The organism is Agarivorans sp. QJM3NY_33 (genome assembly GCF_050870865.2).
Lineage (GTDB): Bacteria > Pseudomonadota > Gammaproteobacteria > Enterobacterales > Celerinatantimonadaceae > Agarivorans.
On record NZ_CP194039.2, the window covers coordinates 2,165,445 to 2,183,092 of the forward strand.

Sequence of the window (17,648 nt, forward strand, 5' to 3'; positions counted from 1 at the left end):
TGCGTTTCCCGCTGCGTTCGTTGGACTTTTTTGTGTGGCGAAGACCAAGATGCTGGTAAACGCTATGGTAATTCATCCGCGGTGATGACCTTGATTGATGACATTTGATAGGCGCTTCGCCTCTTTTAAATAGGGCGAAGCCGCTTATTAAACTTTCTCCTAGAAATTAGCAGACATACCAACATAATAAGTGCGTGGCGATTCCACATGACCTAAGGCAATAATATCGTCGCTTAGCTTTTGGTTACTTAGGTTGTCGATCCCTGCGCGAAACTTAAAGCTGTCGTTTAGCTGATAATTTAAGCCGATGTTGATGAGGGTATATGGTGCTTGGATTAGTTCTTCCCCATTGTCATTTTGTTCGATTATTTTTCGACCGCGATAGTTGGCACTGGTGAATGCTGATAAGTGCTCGCTTGGCTTCCAGTTGAGTTGCAACAGTGAAGAATGCTTATAGCGATTGGTGAGCTGTTGATTGGTAGTCGCATCGCGAGCATCGGTAAAGCTATAGTTTGCTTTAATACTCAACTGTGCTGAAAGCTCAACACTGCTTTCGAGTTCTAAGCCTTGAAATAGGGCTTGCTCTACATTTTCATAGTATTCATAGGGTCTATCGTATTGGCCATCATCGATTTGAGTACCACTACGTTGGATCAGGTTATCGACTTCATTTCTAAATATTGTGGCGGCGAGTGACCACGAGTGCTGATGATATAAAGCCGAGAGTTCGTAGTTGACACTGGTTTCTGGCTGGAGATCTGGGGTACCAACCACATAACAATGGCCGCCACAGCTAGAGAGCGTAAAATCTGGATTCAGCTGTACCATGGTTGGTGCCTTAAAGGCTTTGCCCACACCGCCTTTAATCACTAGATTTGGATTAACTTGGTTAACCAAATAGGCGCGAGGGCTTATCTCGGTCCCAAAGTCTTGGTGATGGTCGACACGAGCACCTAGCGTGGCGGTCCAGTCTCTCGCAAAGGCCCATTCATCTTGCACAAATAGCGCTTGCTGCTGAACACTAGTTTGTTTGCTATTCGGTAAGTTATTGGGGTCGTCAAGGGAACTATAACGGGCATCACCACCAAAGGTTAAGCTGTGGGTAGCCAGATAAGTGGTGGCTGAAGATTCGAAAATATGATTGGTTTCTAGCGCGTCTTCGCTAGTGGCTTGGCCTTCAACTTTGACTTGTTCGTGAGAATAGCGCGTTTGGCTATCTCCCCAGCGCCAAAAACCGCTGTGAGTCAGTGCTTGACTATGGCGTATTACTTTCTGTTCACTGGCGGTAATCGACGGTTGGCCGCCTTTATTCCCTTCGATTAGGGAGTCTCGAAAGTCATCGCTATAGCTGAGATCCAAATCGATAATTTGCTGATCGTTAAGATACCAAGACAGCGCTCCTTGCATACTTAGAGTATCGCGTTTCTCGATAGCGGTTACATCGGCTCGGTCGTAGGAGCCGTTGCTGGTATTGCCAGTGCCTGTGTAGGGGTTCCAAGAATTTCGATAGCTTTCGTTGAGCGCAAAGCGAGCATATAGCTTGTCGTTGATTAATGCGCCGCCAGTATTTAAGCCAAGTAAGTATTGTTCGCCACCGTTGCCATCGGCTGGGCTTGATAAGTTACCGTTGAGGGTAGATTGCCAAGCATTTTGTGGTGTTTTGGTGATGATATTAATGGTACCGCCCATCCCATCCGAGCCATAGAGCGCCGACATTGGCCCGCGAATAATTTCGATGCGTTCGATGCTGTCGACCGGAATTGTGGAAAGGTCGAAGTCATTTCCTCGCACAATCGCACTGCTAGAGCTCATTCGTCGACCATTCACTAGTACTAAGGTATATTTAGCATCCATACCACGAATACTGACTTGCTCACGCCCAGCTCGGCCACTTTCTTTGATGGATTCTACGCCCACCGCTTCTTTAACTATATCTGCCAAGTTGATGTTGGGTTTACTTTGAATTTGTTCGGCGCTAATCACTGAAATAGAGGCAGGGGCTTTTGCCACGCTCGCTTGGGTACGCGATGCCGTGATAACTATCTGTTCAAATTTCTCAGTGGTTTGCTCGCCCTCGTTGGCCAATATGCTGGGGCTACTAAGTGTTGTAAGTGCAGCGACGAAGTAAGTCGGAGCAGTGCGTAAGCGAGCGTTTCCTGACAATGTCATTGGTATATCCATAATGCTAATGAGAATAATTTGCGCTAAAGTCGGTGAATTTCCCGATGAAGTCAACGCGAGTGCCATTGTAAATTTGTATGGTAACTATTCATCTATTGCATACTGGCTCTGATAAGACTAAGCAAAACGTTTAGTTGAGCGGCTTGTCAGCTTTGTTATTGTAAAGTGCTTTAAACTGTTCCCTTACCCAACAACACATTGCGTCGTTATGATGGCGCTTATGCCAGTACAAATAGATGATTGGGTTATTGATTTTTAGTGCTTTTAGGTTTGAGCGGGCCACCAAATTTCGTCCTTGGCAAATGCTGTCGGCAAAGTGGGCAGGCAGCTGGAAAATAATATCACTCACCTCGGCTAGGCAGGCGGCTGCGTTAAAGTTGGTCAGTGTCAGCGGAACTCGAAGCTGTTGCTGCTTTGTTAGTAAGCCGTTATTTCGGAGTTGTTGTTCTAAGGTAAAGCGTTTATCACCTTGAATGGAAATTGCCCCAAAATTGCACTCAAGTAGGTTGTCCAAGTTGATCACTTGCTTGGCTAAGGGGTGATCCTGATTCATCACCAATTTGAATTCCAATTGAGCGATGGGCATGCGATAGAGTTCTTGTTGGCTAGAACTAGGTGTAAATGCAGAGAGTACAAAGTGGGTGTCACCATTTTCCAGGGGACTAAAATGATCTTGCGGGATAGTGTCAACGTCTAGCGTCATATTGGGGGCTTGTTGACGCAGCAGTTTAAAAAAGGGCGGTAGTAGATAGTTGATATCTGGCAGTAGACCGAACATTTTGATGGTTTTTCTACTGTTGGCGGGCTCAAATTGTTGGCCGTCAAACAGGGTTTCCATCTCCGCAATCAGACGCTCTAAATCCTTGAGTAAAACTTTAGCACGGTTAGTTAAATCGTAACCTTGATTGGTTCTGACCAGTAGTTCATCTTTAAAAATGACTCTGAGCTTTTGTAGTGCGCGACTCACCGAGGGTTGACTGATGTTGAGAGACCGAGCGGTTTTGGAGACATGCTTTTGATTTAACAGTTGCTGCAATATCAGCAGTAGGTTGAGATCGATACTTCGTAAATTCATAAGATGGATAGCTACTATTAACAATATTCAGTTGACGGATGAAGTCTATTTGTTACTGTTGATGTCAACAAGAATGATTTGCATTTAAATTTAACTTTAAGTTGATCTAGCGCGTGGCTTTGCGATTATTTTTTAGTTTAACTATTTGGATGCTTTATTTTGAACGTGTAATCACGTTGCATATTTTTTGATCTTATAGAGAGTTTGAGTTGAACATGTCTGTCAAAAATCGGTTGGTAGTTTGGGGTAAAGCAGTGCTGGTTACTGCGCTATGTTTGGTGTCTGGCGCAGTATTGGCAGAAAGTCTCACGGTACGTCACCACATGGGGGAACTAACCCTTGAGAGTTCACCTAAAAGAGTGGTGGTTTTGGGGCATGCCAGCTTAGATTTGGTGGATGCGCTAGGAATTAAGCCCGTGGGTGTTGTTAAAAGCTTGTTACCCGATTACCTAAAGCAATATCAAACTGAGCAATATGGTAGCGCAGGAAGTAACACCGAGGCAGATTTTGAAGCGATATATTCGCTTAAGCCAGACCTGATTATTGCAGAAGCGCGAATGATGAAGGTTTATCAAGAGCTCTCAGCGATTGCACCCACCTATATGTTTTATGTGGAGCCCGGCCACTATTGGCGAGACACCCAAACTAACTGGCGTAATTTAGCCAAGTTGTTCGGTAAGTCAGCTGAAGCAGAAACTTTAATTCAAGGTTTCTCTCAACAATTCACCGCGCAACATCACTTGAGTGAGCAACAACAATTAACAGCGCTCACGGTGATGAATAATGGAAACAATTTAGCCAGTTTCGGAGATAACAGTCGTTTTTCTTTGGTATATCAAGAATTGGGTTTTTTGTCTTCGTTAGCTAAAAATGTTGAATCGACAGTGGGTCCTCACGGAAATCTCATTTCTTTCGAATATATTGCCGATGCAGCGCCCGATGTTTTATTGGTACTAGACCGCGAACAAGCAATAGGACGCAGCTCTGGACGTGCTAAATCACTATTTAATAATCCGTTGGTGGCGAGTACGCCTGCCGCCAAACATCAGCGGATTGTGTTTGTTGATCCCGCAGCTTGGTATTTAAGCGCCGGAGGGCCAAGGGCTACTCAAATCATGTTGGATGATGTTCATAAGGCATTCAATTAATTTAAGGTAGTCCCCTGTCTGGGCAATTTTTACTATGAAAATAAATCGCGTATTGTGCGCGCTGCTTGCTTTGTTTAGCTTAGCAAGCTGTTCGCTATTTGTCGGGGTGGCGAGCATTAGCCCGCAAGCCTTATTGCAAGGTGATCACCAAGCTTGGCTTATCTTTATAACAAGCCGCATCCCAAGACTATTGGCCGTTTGTTTGGCGGGTGCTGGTTTAAGCATCGCTGGTTTAATCATGCAGCAAATCGTACAAAATCGTTTTGCTGCACCGTCGACCACTGGAACCATCGATTGCGCGATGTTGGGTTATGTGTTGAGCATTATGCTGTTTAGTGATGCGAACAGTTTAGTTCAGCTTGGGGTGATCCTATTATTCTCGCTGCTGGGCACTTTAATCTTTGTACGTTTCCTGCAGCGCTTAAAGTTCAAGAATACGGTGCTGGTTCCGCTCATTGGGATTATGTATGGCAATGTTATTTCTTCGTTAAGCACCTTCATCGCTTATAAATACGATTTAATGCAAACCTTGTCTTCATGGACCGTTGCAAATTTCGCTTCGGTGCTACAGGGGAATTACGAAATTCTCTACTTAGCCTTACCTGTATCACTAGTCGCCTACTATTACGCAAGTCAATTTAGTGCCGCTAGCATTGGTGAAAGCTTCGCTAAAAATATAGGTTTGGATTACCAGAAAATCATCTTGATAGGCGTCATGATTGTTGCATTGTTGGCATCGTCGGTGGTGATGATTGTTGGTGTTATTCCATTTTTAGGTTTAATTGTTCCCAATTTGGTCTCGCTATTCATGGGCGATAATATGAAGCGAAATTTACCTTGGACGGCTTTTTGGGGAGTGGTTTTAGTTCTAATTTGTGATGTACTTGGCCGAGTCATATTGTTTCCCTATGAAGTTCCTATTTCAATGATTATTAGCATTTTGGGTGGGATAACTTTTATTGGATTAGTGTTAAAGGATAAGTCCAATGGCTAATTCGATGAAGGTGACATTACTGGCAATAGCGGCCGCGATTATTATTGCATTTTTTTTGTCAAAGGGATTAACCCTCGATAATTATCAATTCTTTTTGTCACGGCGGATCCCTAAAGTACTGGCAATGATGCTGGCTGCCGCCGCGATTGGAGCCTCTTCGTTGGCTTTTCAAACCATTACTCATAATAGAATTTTAACGCCTTCTATCCTAGGCTTTGACTCCCTTTACGTGCTGATACAAGTGCTGATTTTACTGCTATTTGGCAGTGCCAGCAGCTTGATGCTGAATAGCAAACTTAACTTTTTAATTGCGACCTTGAGCATGGTGGTTTTAGCCATGGGCCTGTTTACACTTTATTTTCGGCGTAAAAGCAACGATGTGTTTACTTTATTGCTAATTGGCATTGTGTGTAGCAGCTTATTTAGCAGTATGACTAACTTTTTTACGCTGGTGGTGGATCCGAGTGAATTTTCGCTCATTCAGGGGTCGATGTTCGCCAGCTTTAATAATGTGAACGGTGAGTTGGTCTATTGGTGTATCGCTCCCTTACTTTTGGCGCTTAGCTACTTGTATCGACTGTCTGGTCAATTGGATGTATTGCTCTTGGGCGCAGATAACGCCAAAAGCTTAGGGATTGATACACAGCGGCTTACCATGAAAGTGATGTTTGTGGTCACAATATTAGTTTCAATCTCTACCGCACTGGTGGGACCGATCTTGTTTTTTGGATTGATTGTGGTGAGTTTGACACATCAATTATTTACGACTTTCAACCATCGTCTCCTGCTGATCGCCTGCTCGTTGTTAGCAACCGTATTGTTGGTTGGTGGACAGTGGTTGGTGGAAAACCTCCTGAGTTTTGAAACCACTCTCAGTGTGATCATTAATTTTATCGGTGGCAGCTACTTTTTGCTGTTGCTGATGCGTAACAAATTTAACTAACGGCTCTCAAGACTAGTCCTATGATAAAACTAACCAGCTTGTCAAAAATCTACAGTAATCACTATGTGGTAAACAACGCCAGTGCACTATTTCCCTTGGGGGAAGTGAGTGCAATCATCGGCCCCAATGGCGCGGGTAAAAGTACCTTGTTGTCGATGGCTAGTCGCTTAACGGACTGTGATGCAGGGGAGGTGCTCATTGCTGGTAAAGAACTGGCGCAGTGGGATAGTGAAGCGCTGGCAAAGCGTTTAGCAGTCTTAAGGCAAGCCAACAATATTCATATGCGTTTTACCGTGCGAGAGTTAGTGGCTTTTGGCCGTTTTCCTCACTCGAAGGGGCGGTTAAACCAGCAAGATCAGCAAATTATTGCTCAAGCTTTAGAACATTTAGATATCGAGCATATTCAACAGAGTTATTTAGATCAGCTTAGTGGCGGTCAGCGACAAATGGCTTTTATTGCTATGGTGGTGGCACAAGATACCGATTACATTTTTTTAGATGAACCCCTAAATAATCTGGATATTAAACATTCGGTCGAGATCATGAGTACGCTGCGTCGCTTGGCTCATCAGATGAATAAGGCGGTGGTGATTGTGATCCACGATATTAACTTCGCCTCTTGTTATGCCGATAACATCGTCGCAATGAAAAAGGGCGAGGTGATTAAAAGTGGACCGGTGGCGGAAGTCATCGATGAACAAGTGCTCTCTCAAATTTATGAGATTCCCTTTAAGATCCGGGAAATCGATGGTGAGCGGATCTGCATGTATTATGGAACGGCTATTTAATCGCCTTAAGGCACTGTAATAAAAAGAGTTTAACTCGTATTCCACTCGTTAAACTGAACTCGATAATACCGTTGCCTCGGACTTTGATTTTGGAGGCGAGGCCTTAAAGCCGTAATAAATATTAAAGCTGCTTAGTAAGGCAAATAGTCCGATAACTAATCCTAAATGCCAGGCGTAATGCATGCCCATTTTGAGCAATAGCATACTCGCCAGGGCGGCAAACAGCATCTGGCAGCCACCGGCTAAAGCGGCGACAGTACCAGCCTTATCTTTAAAAGGTAATAGTAATAATGTCATGGCGCAGGGCAGGGCAATTCCATTGCCAAGAGCCATTAAAAATTGGCCGCTCATCATCGCCAGCGGTGTTAATGGAGCCATAATCAACCAGATTGCAGCGCAAAGATGAACCACTGGTGAGCAGAACAACATTGCTTTGGTTCCTATTTTTGGCCGAACTCGATTACAAATGAGGCTGCCAGTGAGTAGACCACTGGCCGGTATTAAGGCCCATAAAGCGTATTCTTCCGAAGTCATCCCAATCTGGACTTGCATGATGAAAGGCATCAGTGATACTGAGATCACCACCAAACTGAAGTTAAGCCAATTAATTGCCGCAAAACTGACAAAGTAGCGCGAACGAAACAGTTCAACATAGTCACACACTATTTTTTGTGGCTTAGCCAAAGCAGACTTGGTTTGTAGGGTCTCTGTGAATAAGAAATACAGCAAAACCCAAACTAGCGAAATGTAGCAAAGCAAGCAGATAAACACGCTAAGCCAGCCTAAATTATGATTGATAAACCCACCAATGACAGGCGCGACAATTGGCGTGAATGAGGCGACAACGGTAATCCACGATAGCGCGTTAGGAAGCTCATCCTTAGAATAACTATCTCTTAGCGAGGCTCGTCCTAAAACGGCGCAGCAACCTGCCCCCAAGCCTTGGATAAAGCGGCCTAGCACCAGTAGTTCGAAGTGTTGGCTACCGACCACCGCTACACTTAAACCAAGCAAGGCAAGTAACAGTCCAAATAACAACACCTTACGTCTACCAATTGCATCTGATACCGGGCCATAAATAAATTGTGATGGACCAAAGCCTAGTAGATAAATGGCTATCAGTTGTTGTGCTTCATCGACGCTAATCGAAAAATCTTTGGCTATCCAAGGCAGCGAAGGAAAAACTAAACCCATGCTGAGTTGACCAATACTTACGACTAAGCTGGCCAACAGAACGGGTTTCCAGTTAAATGAGCTGTTTGTCATCGCGTTACTTCATGTTGTGAGAGAAGGCGTCTGAGTCTTCTTTTTTCAATACTTTGTGACCATCTTCGGTCATCCCTTGTTTCCAATAACTACTGAAATAAGAATTTGAGCGCGGGACTTTTAGCTGGCTAATATACGCCCGTATCTTGCGCATGTCAGTAAATTCGCAAGCACACCAAACAGCAACACTGCCTTGAGGCCATGGATGATTGATCACTACATCTGCTAGCGTTTGCCTGTTGTCTTCTTCAATCAGCCAGTGAATTTGAATGCCTTCAGGTGTTTGGATTGACTGCTTATCGGCTTGATGCTTGAGCAATACGAAGGCTGTTCCTTGGGTGTTGCTCGGCAGTTGAGCTAGTTTTGCTTGCATTGCGGGCAAAGCAGTCATGTCGGCGATCAGCAATACGCTATCGGTATTCATGTCAATCGCTGCATTTGAGTTAGGGCCTGCCAGCTGAATGCTATCACCTACTTTGCAGTGCTGCGCCCAATGGTTGGCATAGCCGCCATTTTCTGGGCTCGGCTGGGCATCGCCATGACGCACAAAATCGATGCTCAAGGTTTGTGTGCTTTGATCTAAGGCTTGTACCGTGTAGGTACGTACCACTGGGCGTTGTTCTTCGCTTAACGAACTCAGATCACTGCCACCTTGCGGATGAAATAATAGTTTTAGGTATTGACCTGCGCTATCTTCAGCAAACGATTTGATTGCTTCTCCACTGAGAGTGACCCGCTGCATATTCGGCGATATGGTCTCACTTTTGACCACGGTGAGTTGTTTTAACTGTAATTTTCTTTTCATGATTATTCACTTTGATTCTGTTTGTTGGATTTACGTTTGAGCCGCATATCGCCTAAGTTGCCTTGTTCCGCAATTTTGGCTTTTACGCGCTTCACCGTCGACAGACTGGCGCCACTCTCATCGGCAGCCTGTTGTAAGGTTTTCCCCTCAATTAAGGCTGCTGCGATTTTTTGATGCTTTTCTTGGTCACATTTGCGACCTTGATATTTCTTATTCCATTCGCTTGGATTTTGTCGCAATGCTTCACGGCTCAGTGCTGCTGCTGCGAGTCTGCGACAGCGCTGGTTATTGGCAAAGCCAGTCAATAAAGCATTTATTAAGGATAATTGTTTGCTGTCGGCATGGATGCTGAGTTGTTGGTCATAGGTTTTAATTGTGACCCCTTGTGTCAGCAGTTGGCTTATGGTGCTATGAATATCAGTAAAACTACTACCTAAGCAGTTAATCCACCAAACAATCAGCGTATCTCCAGTTTTGAGTTGCGCCATTAGGGTGCTTAATACCGGACGCTCAAGGGCTGGCACATTACCGCGGATCCCTGTTTCTAACTTCAGTTCGGCTTCCGGGTACTGGCTTTGAATGGTTTGATTTTGTGCTGCCTGCTGTATAAATTTGGGTGACATGCGCGCATAAATATAACTGCGTTCCATGTTTACTCCTCGAGCGTTCGCTGGGTTCTTTTGGTTGAATGGCTCACAATGTACTCCGGTTCATATGGAGTGTAAAGTTAATTTTGAACCCATTTGTTTTTCACTGTTCTATTTCGGTGGTTGTTTGACGACGAAGCTATCCGTTACTTAGCCTGTGATAAGGTATAAGCTAGACCCTGAAAATCGTGTGTATACCCAGCAAAACAATTTCGCTCATGTTGGCTAAGTTATGCGTTATGTACATCTATTAAATGATAAAAATTCATTTAATACATTATTCAACAAGGATTACACTTCACCTTTGTTTTGTTATTTCAGTCATTTATTCGGAGCATATTTATGTTTAAGGCACTCGTACTCGATCTTGCTGATAAGAAAACCTGCGCTAGCATTTGTCAACTGGAAGACTCGGCGCTTCCAGAGGGAGACGTGGTGGTTAAAGTTGATTATTCCTCGTTGAATTATAAAGACGGCCTCGCAATTACCGGCAAAGGCAGAATTGTTCGTAATTTTCCAATGGTCCCTGGAATTGATTTAACAGGCACCGTAGAAAGCTCTTTAGATCCGCGTTATGCCGAAGGTGATAAAGTGGTATTAACTGGTTGGGGCGTCGGTGAAGGGCATTGGGGTGGAATGGCAGAGAAGGCCAGTTTAAAAGCAGACTGGCTGGTGCCTTTACCCAAAGGATTTGATGGTAAACAAGCCATGATGGTTGGTACGGCTGGTTTCACCGCGATGTTATGTGTACAAGCCTTAATTGATGCGGGGGTCACGCCTGAATCTGGTGAAATACTGGTGACGGGTGCTAGCGGTGGCGTAGGCTCGGTGGCCGTTTGTCTATTGGCCCAACTTGGATATAGCGTGGCTGCTGTTACTGGGCGTGTTGAACAAAACGGCGAGTTATTGCGTTCTTTAGGTGCCTCTCGGATTATTGATCGAGATGAATTTGCCGAAGCTGCGCGTCCCTTAGAAAAGCAATTGTGGGCAGGTGCGGTAGACACGGTTGGTAGCAACGTATTGGCAAAAGTGTTGGCGCAAATTGATTACAATGGTGCGGTGGCAGCCTGTGGTCTGGCGGGTGGTTTTGACTTACCAACCACCGTGATGCCATTTATTTTGCGTAGTGTGAGCTTATTAGGTATTGATTCAGTGAGTTGTCCGACGGCCAAGCGCATTAAAGCTTGGCAACGTTTAGCTGAATTACTTCCACAAAGCTATTTCCAGCAAGCATGTACCGAAATTGAACTACCGGAAGTTGCTGCATATGCAGAAGCCATTACCCTCGGTCAGGTAACTGGTCGAGTGGTGATTAAGTTATAAGAATTGAGAGCCCTGCGATTGAATACGCCGACAAAGATCGGCGTATTGATTGACGCTTTAGACCAAGCCCATGTCTTGAACTCGTTTACTGATCAGCCGGCTGCACTCTTGTTTAATCAGATTTCGTAGCCACTGCTGTGGCGCAGCATGTTCACAGCGTAAAGGCCAAATTAGTGAATAATCGAAGGGTTCAAATTTAAAGGGTAAAGGTTTAATGAGTAGCTGATGTTTGTCTGCTTGCAAATAAGCTAAATCTGCGGGAACGGTAATGATGATGGGTTGCTTATCGGCAATGGCGATGGCGGCATCTAGGTGATAAGCACGTAATAATAATTTAGGTTTAGGGTGTCCAATCAGGGCTTCGTCAATCAACTGTTTTACGCCGTCACTGATTGCAATCATCGCATGTGGGTAATGGAGATAATTTTGTAAACTGAGTGCTTGCTTGGCTAAAGGATGATGCTTTGAGAGTAAGCAAAATACACTGACTAAGCCTAAGCTTTCACTGAGCAAAGGTGCAACAGGCTTTGTTGGTCGACTTATCGCCATGTCGTAGCCATCACTGGTTAACTGTTTGTTTAATTGGTCGTGTTGTAGCGGAACAAACTCGAGAGTGATGTTAGGCGCTTCTTGATAAATTCGTGGCAAGGCAAAGGGAAGGATCGTTTGCATCGCATAGTCGGTGGTGGCGATCGTGAAGTGTTGTTGGCATTCACTGGGATTAAAATCACTAGGGCTTAAAATTTGCCTTAGCTCTTCTAGGGGATGCTGTAAATGTTGATTCAGCTCGATGGCTCTTTGGGTTGGCACTAAGCCCTGACCTTGACGAATAAACAAGGGATCGTTGAGTAACTCACGTAGACGAGTTAATACTCGACTCATGGCAGATTGGCTTAAATTTAACCTTTGAGCCGCACCGCTTACGCTGCCTTCTTCTAAAAGTATTTTTAATCCGATCAGAAGATTCAGATCGCGTCGATAAATGTCTTCCAATTCCATAGACTAATTTTTCACTGTTGCTTTACTTGCTCCGTGACACCCTCAAGCGAGACATTTGTATGAATGACTCTGCATGGTCATTGAATGGAGAGGCCAATGACTAGGCTCGTACATGGGTTTCACTATTATTCGCCCAACACTATGTAATTCGTGCCATCACCACTCGGTTTTGGGATTGTAAGTTTAGTCCTGAATAATAAGTATTATCTTAGGCTCTGCTTATCGGCAAGAGATCATCATACTAAACGAGTTATTATTTGGCTATTGGCCTCAATATGGTAATAAATTTGTCGCTTATCTCTGTGTTTAAGTATTTTTTATGTATGTTGCTCGATATATTGGTTACTATTAGTCATACTAAAGCCGAATAGTTAATAGCAGTAAAGTGAGTGATAGTTCAGGTCGCTTTATTACTATTAATTTTTATAAAGGTTGTTACATGTCTAACGAATTCAATCAAATAGAAGGGGCATCACGAAGTCTGCATTTACAAGTAGCTAGAGAAATCGCGAGAGGGATCTTATCCGGCGCTTTGGCTCAAGGAAGTATTATTCCTGGAGAAATAGCCCTTTGTGAACAATTTGGCGTTAGCCGAACGGCTTTGCGTGAAGCGATTAAATTGCTCAATTCTAAAGGTTTATTGGAATCTAGGCCGAAGATAGGCACGCGTGTTCGTGATCGGGAACATTGGAACTTCCTCGATGCACAGTTACTCGACTGGATGATGGGTTTGAGTAATACCGAGAGCGCTTATCATGAATTTTTGACACTACGTTGTGCTATTGAGCCTGAAGCAGCGGCTTTAGCCGCGCGTAATGCAAGTGCAGAACAGCGGATGCAGTTATCTGCGGTATTTCAGCAAATGTCGAATGTTGCGAGTGGAGTTGACTCGGAGACAAAATGGACCGATGTAGATATGGAATTCCATCGCTTGGTCTTTTTATCAACCGGAAATAGTTTTTATATTCCTTTTGCAAATGTATTGCGTACGATGTTTGTTGGTTTTATTGATCATGCCTCTCAAGAAGGGGATAAAACTTGTATCGAAGAGCATAAAGCGGTTTACGATGCGATTATGGCGGGTAATGCCGAAAAGGCACGTCAGGCGAATATCGATTTGCTGAACATTAGTAAGGCACAGCTGGCAAGCGGTGTAGCTTAGTGTTAAGGCCGAGTTTATGAATATAAACTCGGCCATTTTATTGGTTTGCTTAGTGGTTAATGGCAAAACCTAAACCCAAACTTTGGTTGTGTTTATTGTAATCAATCAGTGATTCCCCATAACCGTTAAAATACTTTAGGTATATCGACAGTTCAGAGCTGATTGGATAAGACCAGCGCACATCGATGGCACCTTTGTTATCTCGTTTTAGATTGTTACGGGCGAGTAGGTTTAAACGATGATACTTACTAAATTCTAAATCTACGCTTAGCTCGCCATAACCGTAATAGTCCTCCATATTAGGGTTATCATCATCCTCAGCCTCTTCTTTAAATCGATACCAAGGTTTGATTGCCAGATTGAGTTTGCCAATATCTAATGGTTCTCCTAAATCGAAATTAAACTCAGTGTAGATCCGGTTCCAAGAGCGTGAACGTAGCTGTGCCTGTCCGTTTGATTCGTGCACCAAACCTAGCCTTACCCAGCTTGGCGACCATGCGGTTTGACTTAAATCGTTGTCTGGTTGATTCCATTGATAGAATATCTCTGGCTCATAGTTGGTTTCTCTGATTGAATCGCCAGAGCGTTTGTAGGGTTGCCAGAACGTTTGCTGGCTATAAGCAATGTTTATATTGTCGTTGTCGGTGAACAGCTTGAAGGGTAGCATGATCCCAAAGCTAATTTGAAACTCAACTTCCATGTTCTCGGGCTGTTCGCCGCTGAGCCCACCTTTTAAATCGGGAATACTGGGCGAGGGATTGTATTTGACAGGAAGAATGTAGTTATCGCGGAAAAGACTCATTCCTGCATATTGCCATATTTCGTGATTTTGGATGAGGTCATCACTGGCTGGGATACGGTTTAGACTGAGCCCTAATCCAAAGGATTGATTGTGGAAATTGTAGTCGAGTAAAGATTCACCATAACCATTAAAGTATTTAGCATATAGGGAAAAAGACTGAGAGACGCAGTAGGATAAACGTAAGTCAAATGCGCCTTTGTTATTTGATTTTAGGTTGTTTCGCCCCATGACACTGACTTTATTTGGGCAGGTCGGCTCTCCAAATAGATAGGCCATTGATAATTCACCGTAACCATAATAATCAGTAAACTCTTCGCCTTGATTCGTTTCTGGGCCAACTGGTAGCCAAGGTTTGAAACTGAGTTGAAAATTGTTATATGCGGCATCAAATTGTGCATAGACACGTTCCCAAGAGCGAGATAATTCGTCTTGAGAGCCGTTGGCTTGATGACTAAATCCTAGACTAACAGCTTTCAGTTGCCAGCGATTATTGACGATGCTTTTGTCATTTGGTAACCAAGTGTAGATGAGTTCTGGTTCGTAGTTGGTATCACGGAAGGGCGCAGATACCGGCTTGTTATAGACTTGCCAGAAGCTTTGTTGGGTATAGGCAATACTCAGGTAATCTCGATTGTTGAATAGGGTACTCTTAAGAATTAATTTGCCGCTGATCTGAAACTCGGACTCCAATTTGTCAATCACCTGTTCATCTGTTGAGAGTTCGCTGGCCAGACGGGTTGAGTAATCTGCTAAGGCGGGCGGATTCGGATTGTATTTGGCAAATAGAATGTAAGTATCTCTATAAGCGACCAATCTGGGGGGGGGATCCGCATTATTCGCTTTTGCTATTGTTACGTTAAAAATGATAACCAACATAAGCGAGGTAATCGTTAATTTAGCCATATCTTCCCTGATGGTTAATCGTGTGAGCTGAAAGGTTCACTTATTTTTGGTGTTTGATTTTTGTTCAATTTAAAAGCATTTTGGCTACGGAGTAGACATAAATTGACTCATTATTTTTCGATGGTAGCGGTAAATGGGGAAAGATGCGAGTTAAGGTAAAGTAATTTTTTGGGGTTTTGGGGCGGATTTTAGACACTAATATTTAAGTTATTCTGATTTCATACGCTAGATTTGGATATTGATGCTGCGATGACTCATCGTGCAGCGAAAATATCAGCTTGCGCATAGGCTTGCTCAAGCTTGAGTCTATACCCTCCAATGTAAATTGGGGCAAACCTCTCCTTCAAAGTAAGCTTACCCGCAGGATCTTGCTATCCATCTTGTTATGCTGATATTTGCTTGACTAGCTTTTGCTGCACAGCAGTGGTATCAATAAACCGAGAACAATAAATTAGCTTGTGTGAGTTGATTGAAGAAAAACTGGGCAAGTAAATGAAAGATAAGGTTTTAGCGTTTAGTCAAATGTCTCCGGATTACTTAGTGCATCAACAATTCCCGACAGCTTATCAAGCTGGCTGTTCGTTATTTAATTCACCTATATTTCTACAAGCACTGGAACAACAGCGTTGTGTTGGCGATAACAGCGGTTGGTTGCCGCGTCATATAGAATTGTGTGACGCTCAAATACTTATTCCAAGTTATATCAAACAACACAGTTATGGGGAGTATGTATTTGATTGGAGCTGGGCCGATGCTTACCATCGTTATGGCTTGCAGTATTACCCAAAGTTGGTCTCGGCAATTCCCTTTACGCCAATCACTAGCGAAAAGCATCTGGGTCAGCGATTGTCTGAGGCCGCAGTTAAAGATTGGGTGCAAGTGGTGATAAGTATTTGCCAAGAGCAACAACTCAGTTCGTGGCACTGTAACTTTATTGATGTTGATTTAGCTGAGCAATTGGCAGCGCTTGGCTTAATGATTCGTCATGGAGTGCAGTTTGAGTGGTTCAATCACCAGTATCATCATTTCGATGATTTTTTACAGACTTTTACGTCGCGAAAACGGAAAAACACCAATAAGGAGCGGCGCACTGCACAAGGTAGTGTTGAGCATATAAATCGTTTAGTCGGTCAACAAATTAGTCAAACAGCACTCGAAGCCTTTTATCGATGTTATCAAAGTACTTATTTAAAACGTGGACAGCAAGGCTACCTTTCTTTTAGTTTCTTTCAGCAGTTGCTCGAACAACTGGGCGATTCTATGTTGCTCGTGACTGCAGAAAATAATCAGCAAATTGTTGCTTCGGCACTATTCTTTTTTGATGCTGATAACTTGTATGGACGATACTGGGGTTGCCTTGAAGAATACCCCTGCTTACATTTCGAACTGTGCTTTTATCAAGGGATCGAGTTTGCAATAGAGCGAGGTTTAAAACGTTTTAACCCCGGTACCCAAGGCGAGCATAAACTGTTACGGGGCTTTGAACCGGTCACAACTTACTCGGCGCATTATATTAAACAAGCTGACTTTGCGCAGGTTATCGCCGACTTTTGTGCCCAAGAACGCCAACAAATGGTTGAATATAGCCGCCAATGCCAACAACTGTTACCCTTCAAAACAAAACCCGAAATGTAGCTTTATGCTATCTTTAGGCTCGCAAGGATAGTGATTGCCGCAGATGGTCCATATACTAAGGAAGCGAAGATGGCACAATTAGAACTAAAATGTAAATGTGGTCAAGTGAGGGGGCTTGTACAACAGCTTAAGCCCAATCAAGGCACTCATTTATGCTGTTATTGTAAAGATTGTCAAGCTTTTGCCGCTCAGTTGCAAGCTGAAACGGCCACCCTCAATGAGTTTGGGGGAACCGCTTTATTTCAGATCTATCCCGCTGCAGTTCAAATTATACAGGGCCAAGAGCATTTGGCTTGTCTTCGTTTACATAAAAAAGGCTTATATCGCTGGTATACCAGTTGTTGTGACACGCCCGTGGCTAATACTGTTGGTTTGAATGTCCCCTTTGTTGGACTTATCCATAGCTTTATTGCACCAGAGCAAGATATTCAAGAGATTATTGGCCCGTTATATGGTTCAGCTTACCAGCAACAGGCAACCAGTCATTTACCTGAGTCCTTATGGGGTAATAAGTCTCGAGCTCGGATCATTTTTCGGATAATCAGTAAAATGTTACTGTGGAAACTAATGCGCAGGGGGAAACCAAACCCATTTTTTAATGCCAATGGACAGGCGCGAGTTAAACCTAAAATTATTAGCGATGGTCATTAATACCAATCAGATCCATAACCCAGTTAGCGGTGATTTAAGCCCGCAAAAATTAACCGATAAGCAGTTAGATTGGTATAAAAACCTGTAATTTAAGTTGTGATAGCGCTATTTCAAAGCTGCGTATTTATTTATGCGTTCTTTGTTCACGGTATTTTTTCTGGTATCTGTTTTTCGCCACCCAGTATCTGATTTGTTCAATTCAATTTCATCTTCATGTCATTAAGGTCAGCCATGATCTTCTAGTGCGGGTTCATGGTTTGAGGGGTTTTAGATCTTAGAACGAGTCTCTAATGTTAGTTTTGTTTGCTTAAAGGCTCATTTTTATC

The 17,648-nt window shown here is 43.6% G+C and carries 15 protein-coding genes; 8 read left to right on the top strand and 7 right to left on the bottom strand.

Features of this window, described 5'->3' with window-relative positions; genetic code table 11:
• Window positions 1-159: 159 nt before the first annotated feature.
• The gene (locus ACRRSY_RS09840) at window positions 160-2,169 is read right to left on the bottom strand and encodes a TonB-dependent receptor domain-containing protein (RefSeq protein WP_432463065.1); all 2,010 of its coding nucleotides are present in this window, start codon (window positions 2,167-2,169) and stop codon (window positions 160-162) included.
• A gap of 142 nt (window positions 2,170-2,311) precedes the next feature.
• Window positions 2,312-3,256 (bottom strand): LysR substrate-binding domain-containing protein, encoded by a 945-nt coding sequence (locus ACRRSY_RS09845; RefSeq protein ID WP_432459245.1) that lies wholly within the window; start codon window positions 3,254-3,256, stop codon window positions 2,312-2,314.
• A gap of 215 nt (window positions 3,257-3,471) precedes the next feature.
• On the opposite strand from ACRRSY_RS09845, the gene ACRRSY_RS09850 reads away from it, so the two are divergent.
• Genes ACRRSY_RS09850 through ACRRSY_RS09865 form a run of 4 tightly spaced genes read left to right on the top strand, consistent with a single transcriptional unit; the run spans window position 3,472 to window position 7,129 of the window.
• Entirely contained in the window at window positions 3,472-4,404 is a 933-nt protein-coding gene (locus tag ACRRSY_RS09850) for a siderophore ABC transporter substrate-binding protein (RefSeq protein ID WP_432463066.1), read from the top strand.
• A 34-nt stretch (window positions 4,405-4,438) separates the two neighbouring features.
• Entirely contained in the window at window positions 4,439-5,398 is a 960-nt protein-coding gene (locus ACRRSY_RS09855) for an ABC transporter permease (protein ID WP_432453384.1), read from the top strand.
• The gene (locus ACRRSY_RS09860; RefSeq protein WP_432463067.1) at window positions 5,391-6,341 is read left to right on the top strand and encodes an iron chelate uptake ABC transporter family permease subunit; all 951 of its coding nucleotides are present in this window, start codon (window positions 5,391-5,393) and stop codon (window positions 6,339-6,341) included. The genes ACRRSY_RS09855 and ACRRSY_RS09860 overlap by 8 nt, the downstream gene beginning before the upstream one ends.
• Before the next feature lie 20 nt (window positions 6,342-6,361).
• Window positions 6,362-7,129, top strand: coding sequence for an iron ABC transporter ATP-binding protein (locus ACRRSY_RS09865; protein ID WP_432463068.1), 768 nt, complete (start codon window positions 6,362-6,364; stop codon window positions 7,127-7,129).
• 48 nt (window positions 7,130-7,177) lie between these two features.
• Here the strand turns inward: ACRRSY_RS09865 and ACRRSY_RS09870 are convergent, their stop codons facing one another.
• From ACRRSY_RS09870 to ACRRSY_RS09880, 3 genes are read right to left on the bottom strand one after another with little or no spacing between them, the layout of a single operon-like run.
• The gene (locus ACRRSY_RS09870) at window positions 7,178-8,395 is read right to left on the bottom strand and encodes a multidrug effflux MFS transporter (protein WP_432463069.1); all 1,218 of its coding nucleotides are present in this window, start codon (window positions 8,393-8,395) and stop codon (window positions 7,178-7,180) included.
• A gap of 4 nt (window positions 8,396-8,399) precedes the next feature.
• Window positions 8,400-9,200 carry a siderophore-interacting protein gene (locus ACRRSY_RS09875; RefSeq protein WP_432453380.1) on the bottom strand — a complete coding sequence of 267 codons (801 nt, stop codon included), beginning with the start codon at window positions 9,198-9,200 and terminating at the stop codon, window positions 8,400-8,402.
• A gap of 2 nt (window positions 9,201-9,202) precedes the next feature.
• A complete protein-coding gene (locus ACRRSY_RS09880) occupies window positions 9,203-9,850 on the bottom strand; it encodes a recombinase family protein (RefSeq protein ID WP_432463070.1) in 648 nt (215 codons plus the stop codon).
• 339 nt (window positions 9,851-10,189) lie between these two features.
• Between ACRRSY_RS09880 and acuI the strand changes: the two genes are divergently transcribed.
• A complete protein-coding gene (gene acuI / locus ACRRSY_RS09885; RefSeq protein ID WP_432463071.1) occupies window positions 10,190-11,170 on the top strand; it encodes an acrylyl-CoA reductase (NADPH) in 981 nt (326 codons plus the stop codon).
• A gap of 57 nt (window positions 11,171-11,227) precedes the next feature.
• On the opposite strand, the gene ACRRSY_RS09890 is transcribed toward acuI, so the two are convergent.
• Entirely contained in the window at window positions 11,228-12,169 is a 942-nt protein-coding gene (locus ACRRSY_RS09890) for a LysR family transcriptional regulator (protein WP_432453377.1), read from the bottom strand.
• A gap of 439 nt (window positions 12,170-12,608) precedes the next feature.
• Between ACRRSY_RS09890 and ACRRSY_RS09895 the strand changes: the two genes are divergently transcribed.
• The gene (locus ACRRSY_RS09895) at window positions 12,609-13,331 is read left to right on the top strand and encodes a FadR/GntR family transcriptional regulator (RefSeq protein WP_432453376.1); all 723 of its coding nucleotides are present in this window, start codon (window positions 12,609-12,611) and stop codon (window positions 13,329-13,331) included.
• Between the two features lie 49 nt (window positions 13,332-13,380).
• Here ACRRSY_RS09895 and ACRRSY_RS09900 read toward each other — a convergent pair whose 3' ends face one another.
• A complete protein-coding gene (locus ACRRSY_RS09900; protein ID WP_432463072.1) occupies window positions 13,381-15,036 on the bottom strand; it encodes a phospholipase A in 1,656 nt (551 codons plus the stop codon).
• Between the two features lie 492 nt (window positions 15,037-15,528).
• On the opposite strand from ACRRSY_RS09900, the gene ACRRSY_RS09905 reads away from it, so the two are divergent.
• Window positions 15,529-16,671, top strand: coding sequence for a GNAT family N-acetyltransferase (locus ACRRSY_RS09905; RefSeq protein WP_432463073.1), 1,143 nt, complete (start codon window positions 15,529-15,531; stop codon window positions 16,669-16,671).
• A 69-nt stretch (window positions 16,672-16,740) separates the two neighbouring features.
• Window positions 16,741-17,322 (top strand): DUF6151 family protein, encoded by a 582-nt coding sequence (locus tag ACRRSY_RS09910; protein WP_432463074.1) that lies wholly within the window; start codon window positions 16,741-16,743, stop codon window positions 17,320-17,322.
• Window positions 17,323-17,648: the final 326 nt, after the last annotated feature.